General features: G+C 44.5%; 13 protein-coding genes and 2 pseudogenes. 10 read left to right on the top strand and 5 right to left on the bottom strand.

Features of this window, described 5'->3' with window-relative positions; all coding sequences use genetic code 11:
• The first annotated feature begins 3 nt into the window (after positions 1 to 3).
• From lpxD to accA, 8 genes and pseudogenes are all read left to right on the top strand, one after another.
• Positions 4 to 1,065, top strand: coding sequence for a UDP-3-O-(3-hydroxymyristoyl)glucosamine N-acyltransferase (gene lpxD, locus REG_RS06785; protein ID WP_006704965.1), 1,062 nt, complete (start codon positions 4 to 6; stop codon positions 1,063 to 1,065).
• Positions 1,066 to 1,081: 16 nt separating this feature from the next.
• Positions 1,082 to 1,207, top strand: coding sequence for a hypothetical protein (locus tag REG_RS14275; RefSeq protein WP_006704964.1), 126 nt, complete (start codon positions 1,082 to 1,084; stop codon positions 1,205 to 1,207).
• A gap of 102 nt (positions 1,208 to 1,309) precedes the next feature.
• Positions 1,310 to 1,762, top strand: a pseudogene (gene fabZ, locus REG_RS06780) (3-hydroxyacyl-ACP dehydratase FabZ); the annotation flags it as partial.
• Between the two features lie 97 nt (positions 1,763 to 1,859).
• On the top strand, positions 1,860 to 2,648 hold the full coding sequence (gene lpxA / locus REG_RS06775) for an acyl-ACP--UDP-N-acetylglucosamine O-acyltransferase (protein WP_006704962.1): 789 nt from the start codon (positions 1,860 to 1,862) through the stop codon (positions 2,646 to 2,648).
• A 273-nt stretch (positions 2,649 to 2,921) separates the two neighbouring features.
• Positions 2,922 to 4,070 carry a lipid-A-disaccharide synthase gene (lpxB, locus tag REG_RS06770; RefSeq protein ID WP_176603474.1) on the top strand — a complete coding sequence of 383 codons (1,149 nt, stop codon included), beginning with the start codon at positions 2,922 to 2,924 and terminating at the stop codon, positions 4,068 to 4,070.
• The gene (rnhB, locus tag REG_RS06765; RefSeq protein ID WP_039907659.1) at positions 4,067 to 4,690 is read left to right on the top strand and encodes a ribonuclease HII; all 624 of its coding nucleotides are present in this window, start codon (positions 4,067 to 4,069) and stop codon (positions 4,688 to 4,690) included. The genes lpxB and rnhB overlap by 4 nt, the downstream gene beginning before the upstream one ends.
• A 130-nt stretch (positions 4,691 to 4,820) precedes the next feature.
• A complete protein-coding gene (gene dnaE / locus REG_RS06760) occupies positions 4,821 to 8,303 on the top strand; it encodes a DNA polymerase III subunit alpha (RefSeq protein ID WP_006704959.1) in 3,483 nt (1,160 codons plus the stop codon).
• A 13-nt stretch (positions 8,304 to 8,316) separates the two neighbouring features.
• A complete protein-coding gene (accA, locus tag REG_RS06755) occupies positions 8,317 to 9,279 on the top strand; it encodes an acetyl-CoA carboxylase carboxyl transferase subunit alpha (RefSeq protein ID WP_039907657.1) in 963 nt (320 codons plus the stop codon).
• A 74-nt stretch (positions 9,280 to 9,353) separates the two neighbouring features.
• Here the strand turns inward: accA and REG_RS13360 are convergent, their stop codons facing one another.
• The gene (locus tag REG_RS13360) at positions 9,354 to 9,506 is read right to left on the bottom strand and encodes a hypothetical protein (RefSeq protein ID WP_176603464.1); all 153 of its coding nucleotides are present in this window, start codon (positions 9,504 to 9,506) and stop codon (positions 9,354 to 9,356) included.
• Between the two features lie 93 nt (positions 9,507 to 9,599).
• On the opposite strand from REG_RS13360, the gene parS reads away from it, so the two are divergent.
• The gene (gene parS / locus REG_RS06750) at positions 9,600 to 10,049 is read left to right on the top strand and encodes a type II RES/Xre toxin-antitoxin system antitoxin (RefSeq protein WP_039907656.1); all 450 of its coding nucleotides are present in this window, start codon (positions 9,600 to 9,602) and stop codon (positions 10,047 to 10,049) included.
• The gene (locus REG_RS06745; protein WP_039907654.1) at positions 10,046 to 10,510 is read left to right on the top strand and encodes an RES family NAD+ phosphorylase; all 465 of its coding nucleotides are present in this window, start codon (positions 10,046 to 10,048) and stop codon (positions 10,508 to 10,510) included. The genes parS and REG_RS06745 overlap by 4 nt, the downstream gene beginning before the upstream one ends.
• Before the next feature lie 94 nt (positions 10,511 to 10,604).
• On the opposite strand, the pseudogene barA reads toward REG_RS06745, so the two are convergent.
• From barA to REG_RS13355, 4 genes and pseudogenes are all read right to left on the bottom strand, one after another.
• A pseudogene (barA, locus tag REG_RS06740) lies at positions 10,605 to 13,396 on the bottom strand (two-component sensor histidine kinase BarA).
• A gap of 11 nt (positions 13,397 to 13,407) precedes the next feature.
• Positions 13,408 to 16,719, bottom strand: coding sequence for a miniconductance mechanosensitive channel MscM (gene mscM, locus REG_RS06735; RefSeq protein WP_006704955.1), 3,312 nt, complete (start codon positions 16,717 to 16,719; stop codon positions 13,408 to 13,410).
• An 18-nt stretch (positions 16,720 to 16,737) separates the two neighbouring features.
• Positions 16,738 to 17,613, bottom strand: coding sequence for an archaetidylserine decarboxylase (asd, locus tag REG_RS06730; RefSeq protein WP_006704954.1), 876 nt, complete (start codon positions 17,611 to 17,613; stop codon positions 16,738 to 16,740).
• A 7-nt stretch (positions 17,614 to 17,620) separates the two neighbouring features.
• Entirely contained in the window at positions 17,621 to 17,794 is a 174-nt protein-coding gene (locus tag REG_RS13355; RefSeq protein ID WP_176603463.1) for a hypothetical protein, read from the bottom strand.
• Between the last annotated feature and the right edge of the window lie 16 nt (positions 17,795 to 17,810).

Raw genomic sequence — 17,810 nt, 5'->3', positions numbered from 1 at the left:
TTCATGTTTTCTATTCGATTGGCTGATCTTGCACAGCAATTAGCAGAAAAAGATTTAGTTGCTCAGGTGCAGGGTGATGGCAATCTCATCGTTACTGGCCTGGCTTCAATACAGTCTGCCCGAGCAGGGCAAATTACGTTTTTGTCAAACAGCGGCAACCGTGAACAATTGGTTAATTGTCAAGCGAGCGCCGTAGTGCTCACTGAGGCAGATGTGCCATTTTGCCAAATGGCGGCTCTCATTGTTAACAATCCTTATCTTGCCTATGCATATATAGCGCAAATAATGGATACCACGCCGCAACCTGCTCAAGGTATTGAACCCAGTGCAATTGTTTCTAAGCAGGCGACGATAGGAAAGCAGGTTTTTATTGGCGCGAATAGCGTGATCGAATCCGGGGTAATAATAGAGGATAACGTCATCATTGGTGCGGGGTGTTTTATTGGCAAAAATACACGTATCGGCACAGGTAGCCGTTTATGGGCTAATGTTTCTATTTATCATGACGTTAGCATAGGGAAATGTTGTTTAATACATTCCGGTACTGTGATCGGCGCCGATGGTTTTGGCTATGCGAATAATCGTGGACAATGGATTAAAATTCCACAGTTGGGTACGGTAAAAATTGGCGACCATGTTGAAATTGGTGCTAGTACCACTGTTGATCGCGGTGCATTGGACAATACGATTATTGGTAATGGCGTCATCATTGATAATCAATGCCAAATTGCCCATAACGTGGTGATCGGAGAAAATACCGCTATCGCTGGAGGGGTGATTATGGCGGGAAGTTTAACCATTGGCCGTGATTGCCAGATTGGTGGAGCGAGTGTTATCAACGGTCATATGGAAATTGCCGATAAGGTGGTGATAACAGGGATGGGCATGGTGATGCGTCCTGTTAAAAAGCCTGGGGTGTATTCTTCAGGTATTCCTTTGCAACCTAATAAAATATGGCGTAAAACGGCAGCGCTAGTAATGAATATTGCTAATCTTAGCCAACGTTTAAAGAGAATAGAGCGTAAAATTGATGCCACTCCATTGCCTGAGGCTGTGAATAAATAGACTTCTTGTATACCCAATGAATTTCGAGTTACGGCAAGGCGGCAAGGGGGTGAGACCGATGAGCGTAGACATACTACGTGATTCGGCGAGCGCCCGCAGCCAAAGCCGCCGTAACTTGAAAGGCGAAGGGTATATAACCTAGCATTCGCGCCACGCAGCAGGTTATGCAAGAAGTCTAGTAAAAAATCATGATCAACACAGCCATGCTATTAATGCCATATGTTTTTTAGACAGGAAAAGTATTTTGACTACAACAAAACAAGATCCTCTAGATATTGAAGAGATTTTGACCCTGCTGCCACATCGTTACCCCTTTTTATTGGTGGATCGTGTGTTGGAGTTTGAAAAAGGTAAATCTCTTAAAGCATTAAAAAGTGTTTCTTTTAACGAGCCTTTTTTTCAGGGACACTTTCCCGGTAAACCTATCTTTCCCGGTGTATTGATTTTAGAAGCAATGGCGCAAGCAACTGGGATCCTGGCTTTTAAAAGCGGACTCGGGGGGCTTAAATCAGGTGAAATTTTTTATTTTACCGGCATTGACGAAGCGCGCTTTAGACTTCCAGTCACGCCTGGAGATCAGATGATTTTAGAAGTGACATTTTGCAGGACACGCTGTGGTATCACCCGTTTTCAAGGCGTAGCAACAGTGGATAACAAAATTGTTTGTGAAGCAACCATGACCTGTGCTCGTAACCAGCACAAAACGCCAGGAGAGGAAGATCTCAGTGTTGATATCAGCGGTGAGACAGCAACCTATACATCTGAACAGCAAAAAACACCTAGAGAATCGGTCAGTGATTAATCAAAGCGCTGTTATCCATCAAACAGCTATCATCGAAGAAGGCGCGATTATTGCCGCCAACGTTACTGTTGGTCCTTTTTGTTTTATTGGCTCTGAGGTAGAAATCGGCGAAGGCACGCAGCTGAAATCGCATGTTGTTATCAATGGCCGCACAAAAATAGGTTGCCATAATCAAATTTATCAATTTGCTTCCATTGGTGAAATCAATCAGGATTTAAAATACGCCGGAGAGCCTACCCGCGTTGAAATCGGTGATCGCAATCGTATCCGCGAAAGTGTTTCTATTCATCGAGGTACGAAGCAAGGGGGCGAGCTAACGAAAATTGGTAATGATAACCTGTTGATGATTAATACGCATATTGCGCATGATTGCTTGATTGGTAACCACTGTGTTCTTGCGAATAATGCAACCTTAGGCGGCCATGTCATTATCGATGATTATGTCATTATCGGCGGTATGACGGCGGTACATCAATTTTGTGTGATTGGTGCGTATGTGATGGTCGGTGGCTGTTCTGGCGTTGCTCAAGATATCCCCCCTTGTATGATTGCACAGGGTAATCATGCCACCGCTTTCGGAATTAATATCGAAGGATTAAAGCGCCACGGGTTTGATAAGGAGTTGCGCAGCGCTATCAGTGAAGCGCACAAACTGCTTTACCGCAGTAAAAAAACCTTTGAAGAAGCAAAAAATGAAATCGCTATCGTGGCAGAAAAAAAACCCGTGCTCAAATTATTCAATGATTTCTTTGTCCGCTCGACTCGTGGCATCATCCGCTAACTTATACCTAATGAATTTCGAGTTATGGCAAGGTGGCAATAGACCTCTTTGGAAACCTACTACATGATACGGATCCTGCGTTGCCCGGTGCGCGCAATCCTCATGTACTTATGGCAACGAAGGTTGCTGTGCGCCGGGCGCCTTGACTCCGCATAACGAACTACGGTTTCCAAAGAGGTCTAATCAATCGCATCCCAGGAGTGTATAAATAGTACATGACAAAGGATGAGTACGAGCAGCCAACGCCGCCGTAACTTGAAAGGTGAAGGGTATATGCAACAGCGTCCACTGACTATCGGATTAATTGCCGGAGAAACATCGGGTGATATTTTAGCGGCGGGATTAATGCGGGCGTTAAAAGCACAGGCTCCTGATATACAGTTTATCGGTGTTGCTGGTCCTTTAATGCAAGCCGAGGGGTGTGAAGCATGGTATCAAATGGAAGAATTGGCGGTGATGGGGATTGTCGAAGTATTGGGGTGCTTACCGCGCTTATTAAAAATACGCCGTGATCTGAGTCAACGTTTTAGCAAACTCAAGCCCGATGTTTTTATTGGCATTGACGCGCCGGACTTTAATATCAAGCTTGAAGGAGATTTGAAACAGCGAGGCATCCGTACGCTCCATTATGTCAGCCCCTCCGTTTGGGCTTGGCGCCAAAAACGCATCTTCAAAATCGCTAAAGCCACTGATATGGTCTTAGCGTTTCTTCCTTTCGAAAAAGCCTTTTACGATCGATTTAACGTTCCTTGCCGTTTTATCGGTCACACGATGGCGGATACCATGCCGCTAATCCCTGATCAGCAAGCTGCTAGAAAAGCTCTGGGGATTGCTGCAAATTGCCGTTGTTTAGCGCTCTTACCCGGCAGCCGCCAAGCTGAAGTCGCTATGCTCAGTGCTGATTTTCTTCTCACCACCCTGCTACTACGCCAACAGTTTCCTGATCTCGAAGTGCTGGTTCCGCTGGTTAATCCACAACGACGACAACAATTTGCTGCGATTAAAGCTAAAATAGCGCCTGATTTACCGCTACATCTCTTGGATGGACAGGCGAGTACCGCCATGATTGCCAGTGATGCCACATTATTGGCATCAGGCACAGCAGCATTAGAATGTATGTTAGCGAAATGTCCAATGGTCGTTGCTTATCGTCTGCGGCCTTTCACCTTCTGGCTGGCAAAACGATTAATAAAAACGCCTTATGTTTCATTGCCCAATTTACTCGCCGGAGAAGCGTTGGTCACTGAATTATTACAACAAGAGTGTCAACCGCAAAAACTTGCTGAGGCATTATTGCCATTATTAATTCGAGGAAAAGCCGTTGTAACGATAAAAAAACGCTTTTTGACTTTGCATCAAAGTATCCGTTGTGGCGCGGATCAGCAGGCCGCCCAAGCAGTATTGGAGTTAGCGCGATCATGAACAAACTGTTTATTTATCCTCAAGCAAAATTAATCGCAGGGGTCGATGAGGTTGGACGCGTGCCATTGGTTGGTGCAGTAGTGACCGCCGCAGTGATCCTCGATCCCTCTCAACCGATAGAGGGGTTAGCGGATTCAAAAAAACTCAGTGAAAAAAAACGCCGGGCGTTATATCAAGCGATCACACAAAAAGCGCGATCTTGGAGCATTGGTCGTGCTGAACCAGAAGAAATCGACCGTTTAAATATTTTAAACGCCACGCTACTCGCCATGCAGCGTGCGGTGGCCGGACTAGATCTTACGCCTGATTATGTATTGATCGACGGTAATCGCTGCCCCCATTTATCGATGCCCACGATGGCAGTGGTGAAAGGGGATAGCCTGGTAGCTGAGATCAGTGCTGCGTCTATTTTGGCAAAAGTGACGCGTGATCGAGAAATGGTTGCTTTAGATCAGCGCTTTCCCGGTTACGGTTTTGCGCAACATAAAGGCTATCCCACTGCCTTGCATTTAAAAAAATTAGCGGCTCTTGGTGTCATCCCAGATCACCGGCGCAGTTTCGCGCCAGTAAGCGCCTGTTTGAAATCTCCTTTACCTATAGTTTATACCCACAGCCCTTGAAGTTGCCTTCGGCTGCCAGGGCGTGAGACCCGATGAGCGTAGACTACTACGTGATTCGGGCTAACGCCCGCAGCCAACAACGCGGCAGCTTCAAGGGCGAAGGGTAAAATCCTCTAAATTTTGGTGTCCTATGACCGATCCACGTTTTATCCATCTACGTGTACACAGTGATTATTCCATGATCGATGGATTAGCCAAAACCAGCGCCCTGGTAAAAAAAGCAGCGAGCTTAGGGATGCCGGCATTAGCTATCACTGATTTTACTAATCTTTGTGGTCTCATTAAATTTTATAGCAGCGCACAAGCGGCGGGTATTAAGCCGATCATTGGTGCCGATTTTTATCTACAAAGTAAGCTTTTGGATGATGAACTGGCTCAACTTACGATATTGGCACGTAACCAGCAAGGTTATCAAAATCTTACCTTATTAATCTCTAAGGCGTATCAGCGTGGTTATGGTGCCAGTGGGCCCCTCATTGATCGAGATTGGTTAATCACTCACAGTGAGGGGTTGATTTTGCTCTCTGGAGGGCGCAGCGGAGATGTCGGTAAATTTATGCTGCGGGGCAATCAAACACAAATGCTAGAGTGTCTTGCATTTTACCAACAGTACTTTGCCGATAATTATTATTTAGAATTAATTCGCACAGGCCGGCCTGATGAAGAAAATTATTTGCGGGGCGCAATAGCATTAGCGAGTCAACATGATATCCCTGTGGTAGCAACCAATGATGTTCGTTTCATTGATACATCTGACTTTGAGGCGCATGAAATCCGTGTGGCCATCCATGACGGTGCTACCTTGGCCGATACTAAGCGCCCAAAAAATTACAGTCCTCAGCAATTTATGCGTAATGAACAGGAAATGTGTGCACTGTTTAGTGATATTCCTGAGGCACTTACCAACAGTATTGAAATTGCTAAACGTTGTAACCTGAGCATTCGCTTGGGCGAATATTTTTTACCCCAATTTCCGACTGGGGCGATGAGTACCGAAGATTTTTTTGCAGAAAAAGCGCAGCTCGGATTAGAAGAGCGGTTAGCTTTTCTTTTTCCTGATGTTAATACCAAAAAACAAAGGCGAGCCGCCTACGATGAACGTCTGAATGTTGAAATTAAAGTGATTAACCAGATGGGATTTGCAGGTTATTTTTTAATCGTCATGGAATTCATCCAATGGTCAAAAGATAACGGCATCCCCGTTGGGCCCGGACGAGGCTCGGGTGCCGGCTCTTTGGTCGCTTATGCGCTAAAAATCACCGATATTGACCCACTGGCTTTTGATTTGCTATTTGAACGCTTTTTGAATCCCGAACGCATTTCCATGCCTGATTTCGATATTGATTTTTGTATGGAAAAACGCGACCAAGTTATTGAACATGTGGCGAATATCTATGGGCGCGATGCGGTTTCCCAAATTATTACCTTTGGTACTATGGCAGCAAAAGCGGTGATCCGTGATGTAGGGCGCGTACTCGGCCATCCTTATGGTTTTGTCGATCGCATCGCGAAATTAATTCCACTTGACGTCGGCATGACATTAGAAAAAGCCTTCGCCGCAGAGCCTCAATTAGCCGAACTTTATCAGGCAGATGAAGAAGTTAAAGCACTGATTGATATGGCTCGCAAACTAGAAGGCGTAACACGTAATGCCGGTAAACATGCCGGTGGGGTGGTTATCGCACCCACTAAAATCACTGATTTTTCACCGTTATATTGTGATGCCGAAGGCAAAAACCCCGTCACTCAATTTGATAAAAATGATGTGGAATATGCCGGCCTGGTAAAATTTGACTTCCTCGGCTTACGTACATTGACCATTATTAATTGGACATTGGTGATGATCAATGCGCAACAGGCTAGCAAAGGATTGCCCTCGATAGATATCACCACTATTCCTTTGGACGATAAAAAAAGTTTTGCATTGTTACAACGGGCTGAGACGACAGCAGTATTTCAGCTGGAATCCAAAGGAATGAAAGATCTGATTAAACGCTTAAAACCAGACTGCTTTGAAGATATTATCGCGTTGGTAGCACTTTTTCGGCCAGGCCCGTTGCAATCAGGCATGGTAGACAACTTTATTGATCGCAAGCATGGACGTGAAGCCTTATCGTATCCCGATATTCAGTGGCAACATGAATTGCTCAAACCAGTATTGGAACCCACCTACGGCATTATTTTATATCAAGAGCAGGTGATGCAAATCGCTCAGGTTCTCTCTGGTTACTCATTGGGCGGCGCTGATATGTTACGTCGTGCTATGGGCAAAAAAGATCCAGTAGAAATGGCGAAACAGCGCTCTATTTTTGAAAATGGGGCAAAGCAGCAAGGTATTGATGGTGAACTCGCGATAAAAATTTTTGATCTGGTAGAAAAATTTGCCGGTTATGGCTTTAACAAATCACATTCTGCCGCCTATGCATTAGTTTCCTATCAAACTCTGTGGTTAAAAGCACATTATCCTGCTGAATTTATGGCGGGGGTGATGACGGCAGATATGGACAACACCGACAAGTTAGTAGGGATGGTGGATGAATGCATCCGTATGGGATTAAAAGTCTTACTTCCCGATATCAACAGTGGATCCTATCATTTTAATGTCAATGACGATGGCGAAATTGTTTATGGTATTGGCGCGATTAAAGGGGTTGGCGAAGGGCCGATTACCGCAATACTCAATGCGCGCCAAGCAGGAGGGCATTTCAAAGATTTATTTGATTTGTGTGCTCGGACAGAAACTAAAAAATTAAATCGACGTGTATTAGAAAAGTTGATTCTGTCAGGTGCTTTTGATCGCTTAGGGCCTCATCGAGCCTCCCTGATGCATTCTTTAGAAACGGCGCTCAAAGCAGCCGATCAACATGCAAAAGCAGAGGCGATTGGACAAAAAGATATGTTCGGTGTATTAACAGGGTCGCCGGAACAAGTTGAACATTCTTATGCCAATATTGCCCCCTGGCAAGAACAAATCGTGTTAGAAGGAGAGCGGGAAACGTTGGGACTTTACCTAACCGGACATCCGATCACGCAATATTTAAAAGAATTAGAACGCTACTCGGGGGGGATACGTTTAAAAGATCTGCATGTGACCGAACGGGGAAAAACAACCACGGTAGCGGGCTTGGTGATAGCAGCTCGAGTTATTGTTACCAAACGGGGTAACCGCATTGGGATCTGTACGCTTGATGATCGCTCAGGGCGCTTAGAAGTGATGTTATTTACCGAGACATTAGAAAAATACCAGCACTTATTGGAAAAAGACCGTATTCTTATCGCCACTGGCCAAGTCAGCGTTGATGATTTTAATGGCGGGCTGAAAATGAATGTACGTGAAGTGATGGATATCAATCAAGCACGTGAAAAACATGCCTGTGGATTGGCTATCTCGTTAATGCATAATAAAATTAACGATCAATTTTTAAATCGTCTCCGTCAGTTATTGCAACCGCATTGTTCAGGAACTATTCCAGTTCATATCTATTATCAATGCTCAGATGCACGTGCCAAGCTGCGTTTGGGGGCAGCATGGCGTATAACACCGACTGAACGTTTATTAATTGATTTACGAACGTTGATAGGTAATACGCAGGTAGAATTGGAATTTGACTAAAAATAGGAATGTTATGAGCCTACACTTTCTCGATTTCGAAGCGCCGATTGCGGAGCTCGAAGCAAAAATCGATGCCTTGACCAACCTTAGCGATAAAGATGAAAAACCAGCCATTAATTTGGATGAAGAAGTGCAGCGTTTACGTGCAAAAAGTGTTGAACTTACTCAAAGAATTTTTTCAGATTTAACTGCTTTTCAGATTGTCAAATTAGCGCGCCATACTCGTCGGCCTTATACTTTGGATTACATTAAACAGATATTTACTGATTTTGAAGAGTTAGCCGGTGATCGTGTTTACGGGGATGATAAAGCTATCGTAGGAGGGATTGCACGTTTAGATGATCGCCCGGTGATGATTATAGGGCATCAAAAAGGTAGAGACACGAAAGAAAACCTGCGCCGAAATTTTGGTATGCCGGCTCCGGAGGGGTATCGCAAAGCGCTACGGTTGATGGAAATGGCGCAGCGCTTCAAATTGCCCATCATCACCTTTATTGATACCCCGGGGGCATACCCTGGTGTCGGTGCAGAAGAGCGTGGACAATCGGAAGCTATTGCGCGTAATTTACGTACCATGGCGCGTCTCAAAGTGCCCATTATTTGCACTGTTATTGGTGAGGGTGGTTCAGGAGGGGCATTAGCGATTGGTGTAGGTGACAGAATCAATATGTTGCAATACAGCACTTATTCAGTGATTTCTCCTGAAGGCTGTGCTTCTATTCTGTGGAAAAGCGCCGATAAAGCGCCATCAGCTGCTGAAATCATGGGGATCACCGCTCCCCGGCTCAAAAAACTAAAGATGATCGATGCCGTGATTGCCGAACCGCTAGGAGGGGCTCATCGCGATATATTAGCGATTTCTGCTTCGTTGAAAGCACATCTACTCGCTGATTTAGAGGAATTGGATAAACTGGATGAAGAAACGTTGTTAGAGCGGCGTTACGAACGTTTGATGCATTACGGTTGTTGTAAATAATAGCTTGGGGTTGTAGGCCGGAAATTTTGTCGCTTAAATGTGTGTTCATATACCCTTAGCCTTTGAAGTTTCCGCTAGGCGGCCAGAGGGGGGAGACTGATAGGTGTAGATAGACCATGAGGGCGAGGGCTCGCAGCCAACAACGCGGCGGCTTCAAAGGCGAAGGGTATAGACATCATTTCTTTCCGAATTGGAACACAAACACTAAGCTGAAGAATTCCATTCAACCTGTATGCTCTCTTTCTTTTACCTGATCTTTGTTCGCCATTAAATCAAATGATAGATTAATATTATATCAACTGAGATTTTTGGAGGTTTCTATGGACTATGCCATCAAGGGATACCGGGTGAATTGTGATACCAACACCAGCTTCTGGAAGGCTGTTGGCATGCCTTCCCGTGGCGCAAAGCTACATCAAACCTTGCGAGATGGAATGCCCTACACTGTTTACACAAAGCTCGCTTCCGTAGCAGGTTTGGAGCTCAAGGAACTAGCCAAGTATATCATTATTCCTCAGGCTACATTGCAGCGTAGAGCTAAGCTGGGTCGGTTCAAGGTGGATGAGAGCGATAGGCTGTACCGTTTTGCGGAAGTGTTAAAAGCAGCGACAGATCTGTTTGAAGGCGATAAAGAACGTGCTCGGCAATGGCTACTTAATCCCGTTCGCGGTCTTGGTGGTCGTCGCCCTGTTGAGATGATCGCCACTTCTGCCGAGGCTACCGCCGTGTTGGATCTGATCGGTCGCCTAGAGCATGGTATCTTTGCATGAGCGAGATTGTTGCATATCGGCTGGTTAAGAGGAAATGGCTAGGGCTCGCTTTCAATGGAGAAGGTGCTCGTCTTTACGGTGGTCGTTGGAATAACCGGGGACGGCTCTGTGTATATCTAGCCAGCTCGGAATCATTGGCGATACTAGAGGTTATGGTTCACCTCGACGATTACAGTCTGTTGCAACATTACGTGTTACTGGAGGTGAAGTTGCCAGCGGAGGCTGTTCTGTACCTCTCTTCCGACCAGTTGCCGGGCGACTGGAGGGATGAACCGGCTCCACCATCAACGGCGGAGATTGGTGACGGCTGGTTGGAAGGCAGAGAAAACCTAGCTCTAGCCGTACCCAGTGTAGTAGTCCCACGTGAGCTGAATTACTTACTTAATCCGGTTCATCCTCAGTTCGAGGAGGTCATTAAGGATGCCACTGAGATAGACTTTCAGTCAGATCGTCGTTTGTAGGGGGTCGTTTGGAAGCCTGTCAGGCTAAGTTTGAGCTACTACACATAAGCGTGACGTCAATGCTAGGTTACGCGATGCTCACCATCCCCCATTGTTAACAACGATGTTGCAAGCCGTCTATTTGCTGTTGTGCGGCTTGAGTGACATTCTCAATTTCATCTAATAATTCTAACCATTCCGGTTGTAACTGTTGTAATGCTATTTTCTGCCGTAATTGACTTTCAATCGTCAAACAAATCTGTTGTAAACGAGGGGTACCGGTGTATCCACAACTACCGTGCAACTTATGGATTAACGACAAAATAGCGGCGTGGGTATTCTCATCATTCTGTTCTTTATTCATCATGTCTTGTATCTGTTTTGTGATCAAAGGCAGTGATCCCAGCAGCATAGATAATAATTCATAAGCCAAATCCTCCTTATTCGCGGCTTGTTGTATCGCTAACGGCCAATCCAGTGATTTTGCTGCCCATGTTGTAACACCTAATGTTGTATCGCAGGAGCGGGAAGGAGGAGAGAAAACAGGATGATCAGCAACCAGCGGATTGGGCAGATGATTTTTTAATCGAGAGTAGCGAGAAAGGGTGCATCTTAGCAGTGCCTCATCAATCGGTTTGGCGAGATAATCCGCCATACCCATGCTAAGAAAATAATCTCGTTGGCCATTCACTGCATGCGCGGTAACCGCAATGATGGGGGTATTCTGATGATGCGGTATTTGATGAATTAATTGACTGGTCTGGATACCATCCATCTGAGGCATCTGAATATCCATTAAAATAATATCTAACCTTTTTCGACGCGCCATCAATAATGCTTTTGCACCGCTTTCACACACAATCGTCTCTTCCACTTGTTCGGCCAAAAGCGTGCCGATGAGTTTTAAATTGGCAGGATTGTCGTCAACCGCCATCACCCGTAAAGGAAAGCGAGCGACAGGATCCGGTTTTTTCTGCGGTATCAAAGGATCCAATCCATTTTTTGCTAATAATAGAGGGAATAATCGGTTGCTGGATATTGGCCTAAGGAGACAGGCTTTGGCGCCCGCTTGTTTAAGCTGTTCTGCCTCGACCTGTAATTGACTGGGTAATACTAAAATAAACTGATCAGCCATTTCAAGGGCGGTGATTAATTGCTCCCGGTGATCGGTTTGATTCGAAGCTGAAGGAACCGCTATCCCAATCAGTAGAAAATCGTAATGTTGCTGAGGCAACTGCTTTAACGTTGAGCGGTGAGTGATCTGTAGTGGCGTACCCTTTAAAAAATGCAATGTCGCCTGTGCCGCCGTTGCGTTACTTTCGATATAAGCCAGATGTTTATTGACCAGTGGTTCCATTGAAGCCGCTTGATCAAGGGTATTTTCATTTAAAGTTAAAGCAATGTTGAATACAAATGTGGAGCCATGGTTGAGCTGGCTGGAGAAACCAATAGTGCCTTTCATCTTCTTTACCAGGTGCTCAGTAATTGCCAGCCCAAGACCGGTACCCCCGGTGGCGACGTGAAGTGCTCGCATCAGCTTGGCCAAAAGCCTGGAATAATTGCGGGTATTGTGTTTCCGAAATGCCAATACCGGTATCGCGAATTTCTACCGCTAACTTAATTTCATCTTTTGTTTGGCATGTTTCGCATAATAGATTGATATTGATATCTATACTGCCCTTTTCGGTAAATTTAATCGCGTTTCCCAGCAGATTAGTGATAATTTGTTGCAAACGCATCGCATCGCCTACCACTTGTTCGGGTACATCTTGATTGACATGTAAAATCAGCTCGAGCCCTTTTTCATGGGCCGTATGAGCCAGTAAAATGATCACTTCATCCAGCGTGGCGCGTAATAAAAAAGGGAGCTGCTCTAGCGCTAACTTTCCTACTTCTAATTTCGAGAAATCCAATACGTCATTGATGATAGATAATAGGTGATTGCCCGATCGCTCAATCGTTTGCATATAATCGACTTGCGTTGGGGTTAATGCGGTTTTTAGTGTTTGCCGAGTGAAACCGATTACCGCATTCAGCGGCGTACGTAATTCATGAGAGATATTCGCTAGAAAATCAGATTTAATACGCGCTGCTTCTTGCGCCCGTTTTTTAGCTAATTCTAATTCCACATTCTGTTTTTCTATTTGTTCAAGGGTGTTACGTAAATCAAAAGTCGCTTGATCGATACTGTGTTGCATTTTTTTGCGATATGCCGCCAGGGAACATCGCCATGGCGTTAATACCATTTTTTAGCGTATCCAGCTCCCCGAATGTATTGCCCTCTACTCGGCTATTTAACCGCCCACGACGAATGCGATCGACAGCATTAACCATATTGTGGATCGGCACAGTCACATCTTGTATGAGACGATAAGTCAATAACACCGCGATACAGAGACAAAATAAAAGTAACAATATTGATATTAATAATTCTTTTAACCGTTTTAAATGAACCGTTTTCAGATCTAAATCGATAGCAATATATCCCAAGGTTTGAGTTTGAGGCGCGATGACATCGTTGGGCTGCAAGTAATCACGCGATAAATGAAATTCAGAAATAATTGGCATTTGTAATACCAGTGAATCTCCTCGATGAGTGAGCATCAGCGAGTGAGGTATAGGATGGTTTTTGGCGAGTCTGAGCTGAGTAGAGTTGTAATTATAATTAGAAGTGGCGAAAAATTTATTATCTTTGTCAAACACCGTTATCGCTCGAATAATAGGGTTATTTCGGTGATGCAGTAAATTAATTAGCTGTCTAATATTGTCACGATTGCGGGCAATCATTCCATGTTCGCTGGCAATAGCCAAAGGCTCGATAATACTGCTCCCGGCATTGATAACTTGTTTTTCAAATTCATGATAACGACTTATCATAAAAAAGGTACTGAGTAGTATTCCTAATATAAGGGTGGGCGCTAAGAAGCACTGCCTGAGCTAGTTTTATTCTTTTGATTCAGCGTATCAGTGATCCTATTAAGTCGATCAGTGCGTATTTGGAAAGGGGGAAAAGGTAGCTCGATGCCGTGTTCACGATAACCTGCCAGTATCAGTTGATGGATCTCATGACGTAGCGGCATCCTATGACTCATTTCAGCCGCGTAGATACGTAATTCAAAAATCTGAATGCCTTGCTGGATATCGATCAAATACACTTCTGGCGCTGGGGTATCTAATACCAGTGAACAGCAGCGGGAGGCAATCAACAATATTTCAGTGACTTCTTCACTATTGGCTTCAATCGGAGCCGGTACGGTCAATACCACCCTGGTAATCGGATCTGACAACGACCAGTTGATAAATTGTTCAGTTATAAATGCTTTATTCGGTACAATAACTTCTTTACGATCCCAATCAGAAATCGTTGTCGCACGAGTATTAATTTTGGTGACGCTGCCGGTAAGATCACGAACAGTGACGGTATCGCCGATACGGATAGGTTTTTCAAATAAGATGATAAGGCCGGAGATAAAGTTGTTAACAATATCCTGCAAACCAAAGCCCAAACCTACGCTTAACGCGGCGACTAACCATTGAAATTTTGCCCACTCAATACCCAAAAGCGAGAATCCCACCATGCCACCGAGTAACATCAATAAATATTTAGTGATAGTGGAAATAGCATAACCGGTACCAGGCGCAAGATCTAAATGTTGCAATAAAGCTAACTCTAGCAGTGAAGGTAAATTACGTACTAGCTGGGTGGTGACGATTATCACTAAAATGACAATTAATATCGAACCCATGCTGATGGGTTGTATGGTATCCACGCCATTAAAGGTGGTTGTGACATCCCATAGATGAATATTTTCTAAAAAACCAAAAGCAGAATGGATTTCTGACCATAGGGCGATAACAGCGACTAACGCCAGCATAGTCAGGATAGATCGGATCAATCGTAGTGACTGGGCGCTAATCACATCAAGATTGATCATCGGCTCTTCTGTCTCGCTGCTGCCCTCTGGATTTAAACTGATGGCGGCATCATCTTCACGCGCCCGTTGTGCCAAAATATCCGCCCGCCGTTGTTTGGCTCGCTCAAAAGCGATACGCCGCCGCTGGATAAGCATCCAACGACGAACAATGTGATAAATGATCAGCAGAAAAAACCAAATAGCGACAGAAACTTCTAGACGGGTTAACAAATCTTGGGCGGTAGTGAAGTAACCCAGCGCCGAAGCCAAAGCAGCGAGCAGAGGTGCTGACAGCAATACTGCCCATAACGCCCGATTAACTTTATTATCACCATGACCTGATTCATCCAGATACAGCGGGATCCCCGCCCGTTTCAAACTACTAGTGACTAAACTGAGTGCGATACATAACAAAATAAAGCATAACCGCCCCAAAGTGGGAGCAAATTCACGATCACTGTAATTTTCAAAAAAAATCAAAGCAATCATTAACGGAATGATCAGCCAGACTGACAGTCGGTAGAAACGCATCGCTCTGGCAACCTGTGCTGGATGCCAACGAAAATGAGCAATAAATAAGCCGTGAGGATGGGTAAAAGCCGCTCCGATCATAAAAATCCAGAGTACCGGTACCGTTTCCGTTACGGCAATACCAATATCCACTGCAATCGGATAAGACCAAGCGTTTTGTAGACTGTATCCTAACGCAGACCATAATATTGGCAGGGGTAAAGCGATTAAAATTGACCAAAAAACAGTACGTAATGTTAAAGAAAATTGATCTTGATTCACTTTACCGATGTAGTTATTCGTCCGTTCAAGGAGCGCATGATAATGGCGGCGGGAGCTGATACTAAATCCAACAACCAGTAACGCGCCGAGAATCGGGATCAATGTTTGTTTGTCGGTGAGCATTTTCATTAAAGCACCACTGAGCTGCGATAATGTATCAAGTGAGAGTAAGCGACTCAGATCATGTGTCACTTCAACCGGGTAAGAAAATGAAAGTGGACTGATATCGGCAACCCAAAACAGATGACGGTGTGCGACTTCATGTACTTCTTTAAGTGCATCTACCAACTGGCTGTCAGCGACTTTGAGTTTAGTCAATTCCAGAATTTCAGTATCGTAACCAGAAAGCAATACATTCAGCAGCTTGCGTTGCGTTTTCAATTGCATATCAACAATATTTTGTTGCTCAACGTTGAGCGGACTGCCATCATTTTGCGTCAATGTTACTCTCTGTTGTTTTTCCAACATATCTTCAAAATTAAGTCGATCAACACGTAACTGAACCATATCCCGATCTAATTTTTGCGATTTTGGCATGTCTGGTAATCGGGCGACCTGCATTCTTAATGTCTCACCTAAAACCGCCGAAACGCCCACCCACTGAGCTTGTTCACGAATGGTAGCCAGTGCTTGCCGTACCTGTAGTGTTTGGGCAGAAGAGATGGTATTCATCCGCTGCGTTTGCTGTTTGAGTGAATAAGACAGTGTTCGGTTGGTTTGTAGCAATGTGCTAACAGAATCGGGTAAATTTCGGTCTTTTTCGGCCAGTGACTCAGTGCGCTCTAATACTTTTTCTGCTTCTCGCTGCCGCTCATCATTACTATGGTTACGCAAAGACTGCAATAATTGATCCAAACGTTCATGACGTTTTTTGCATAATTCTATGCGCATACGAGAGAGTTCTTGCCAATTGTTAGCAGAAAGTTGAGCGAGTTCTAATTCATTGATTTTTGCTTTACGTGCTATCGCTTCTGCTTTCAGTAAAGAAAATTTTGCTTCTGCTAAGGGAGAGGTTGGATTCTGGAATGACTGAAGCCGCTGCATCGTTTCAGTCAGCAGCTGTCGCGCTTCCGATTGTTGTAGTGGAATTTGTACAATAGAATCGCTGATTTCTCGTGAAAGTTCGAGTTCTTGCTGCATCTGGTGTTCTAAATCTGATAGTACCCCACTGGTTTGAGAGATTTTTTGTTCAAGCTCATTTGTTGTCAGCTGGCTAGGAATGAGGGGTAATTTACTGTTTTCTTCGGCTATTTTTTTATTTAAATCATCAATTAATTTAGTAAAATCATTGATAATAATCTGATATTTCTTGGCTTTTTCCTCCGATTCTTTAGCGTCTTTTAGCCAGTTTAACGCGCCTTGTAACGCCCGCACAATTTCTGCGTGATTAGGTGCTTTAGTATTCGCCGTCGCTTGTTGTAGATCTTGCTGCAATTGCCCTTCGTCGATCTGAATGGCTGCATGAGATTGAACAAACGATAAAGCAAAGAGTAAAGCAAACCAGCATATTGTTATCAGGCGCACGTTATGCTTCCTTTTTTGTCAATTTTCCAACATAACAGCTTCAGCTAACGGCTCTCCCATACGGGCAACAGACTCACTACTTAAATGAGGAGCTAAATGAATTTTATTTGATGCAAATAAGTTGATGACGGTGGAGCCTAATTTAAAATGTCCCATTTCTTGCCCTTTTTCCAGCTTGATCGCTCCCTCATCATCGGTAGATGGATACGTCCAGCGTTGTATTATGCCTTCTCTTGCTGAGTTAATATTGCTTTCCCAAACAGTTTCTATACTGCCGACGATGGTAGCACCCACTAAAATTTGCGCTACTGAGCCGAAGGCGGTATCAAAAATACAGATGACTCGTTCATTGCGGGCGAACAAATTAGTAATATTTTCTGATGTCAACTGATTCACTGAAAAGAGATCACCGGGGACGTAAATCATTTCACGCAAGGTGCCACCACAGGGCATATGTACCCGATGGTAATCACGGGGAGCGAGATACGTTGTGACAAATTGACCATTTTTAAACTCTTCGGCTAATAAATAATTCCCTGCTAATAGGGCTTCCAAACTGTAATGATGTTCTTTGGCTTGCAAAATTTTTCCATCACAGATAGTGCCTAACTGGCTGATCGTGCCATCCGCCGGTTGTACCAACAGATGATCTCCTGCGGTGATCGGACGGGCGTTATCGGCTAATCGACGGACAAAAAATTCATTGAAAGAACGATAGGTTGCGAGCTCAGAATGCTGGGCTTCTTTCATATCCACTTTGTAATACCAAACAAAGCTTTTAATCGCCAATTGACTTAACCACCCCGCTTGTTTGTTTGCACCCCAGCCCGCCAAAAGTGTTAAACCTTGCCGCGGGAGTAAATATTGTAATTTTATTTTAAGACGTTCTAGCATAAAAACCTCATGAATATGTAGGCCATGACATCAAAAAGGGTGTATTGGTAAAAATCGACTCTCTATACCCTTCGCCTTTCAAGTTACGGCTTTGTTGTCTGCGGGTGCTCGCCGAATCACGTAGTAGGTCTACGCTCATCGGTCGGTCGCCCTTGCCGCCTTGCCGTAACTCGAAATTCATTGGGTATATTGCTTGA

Origin of the sequence: Candidatus Regiella insecticola LSR1 (assembly GCF_000143625.1) — a bacterium.
Classification (GTDB): Bacteria; Pseudomonadota; Gammaproteobacteria; order Enterobacterales; family Enterobacteriaceae; genus Regiella; species Regiella insecticola.
Note: the sequence above shows the minus strand (reverse complement) of the source record. Positions and strands in the feature narration are given on the sequence as shown.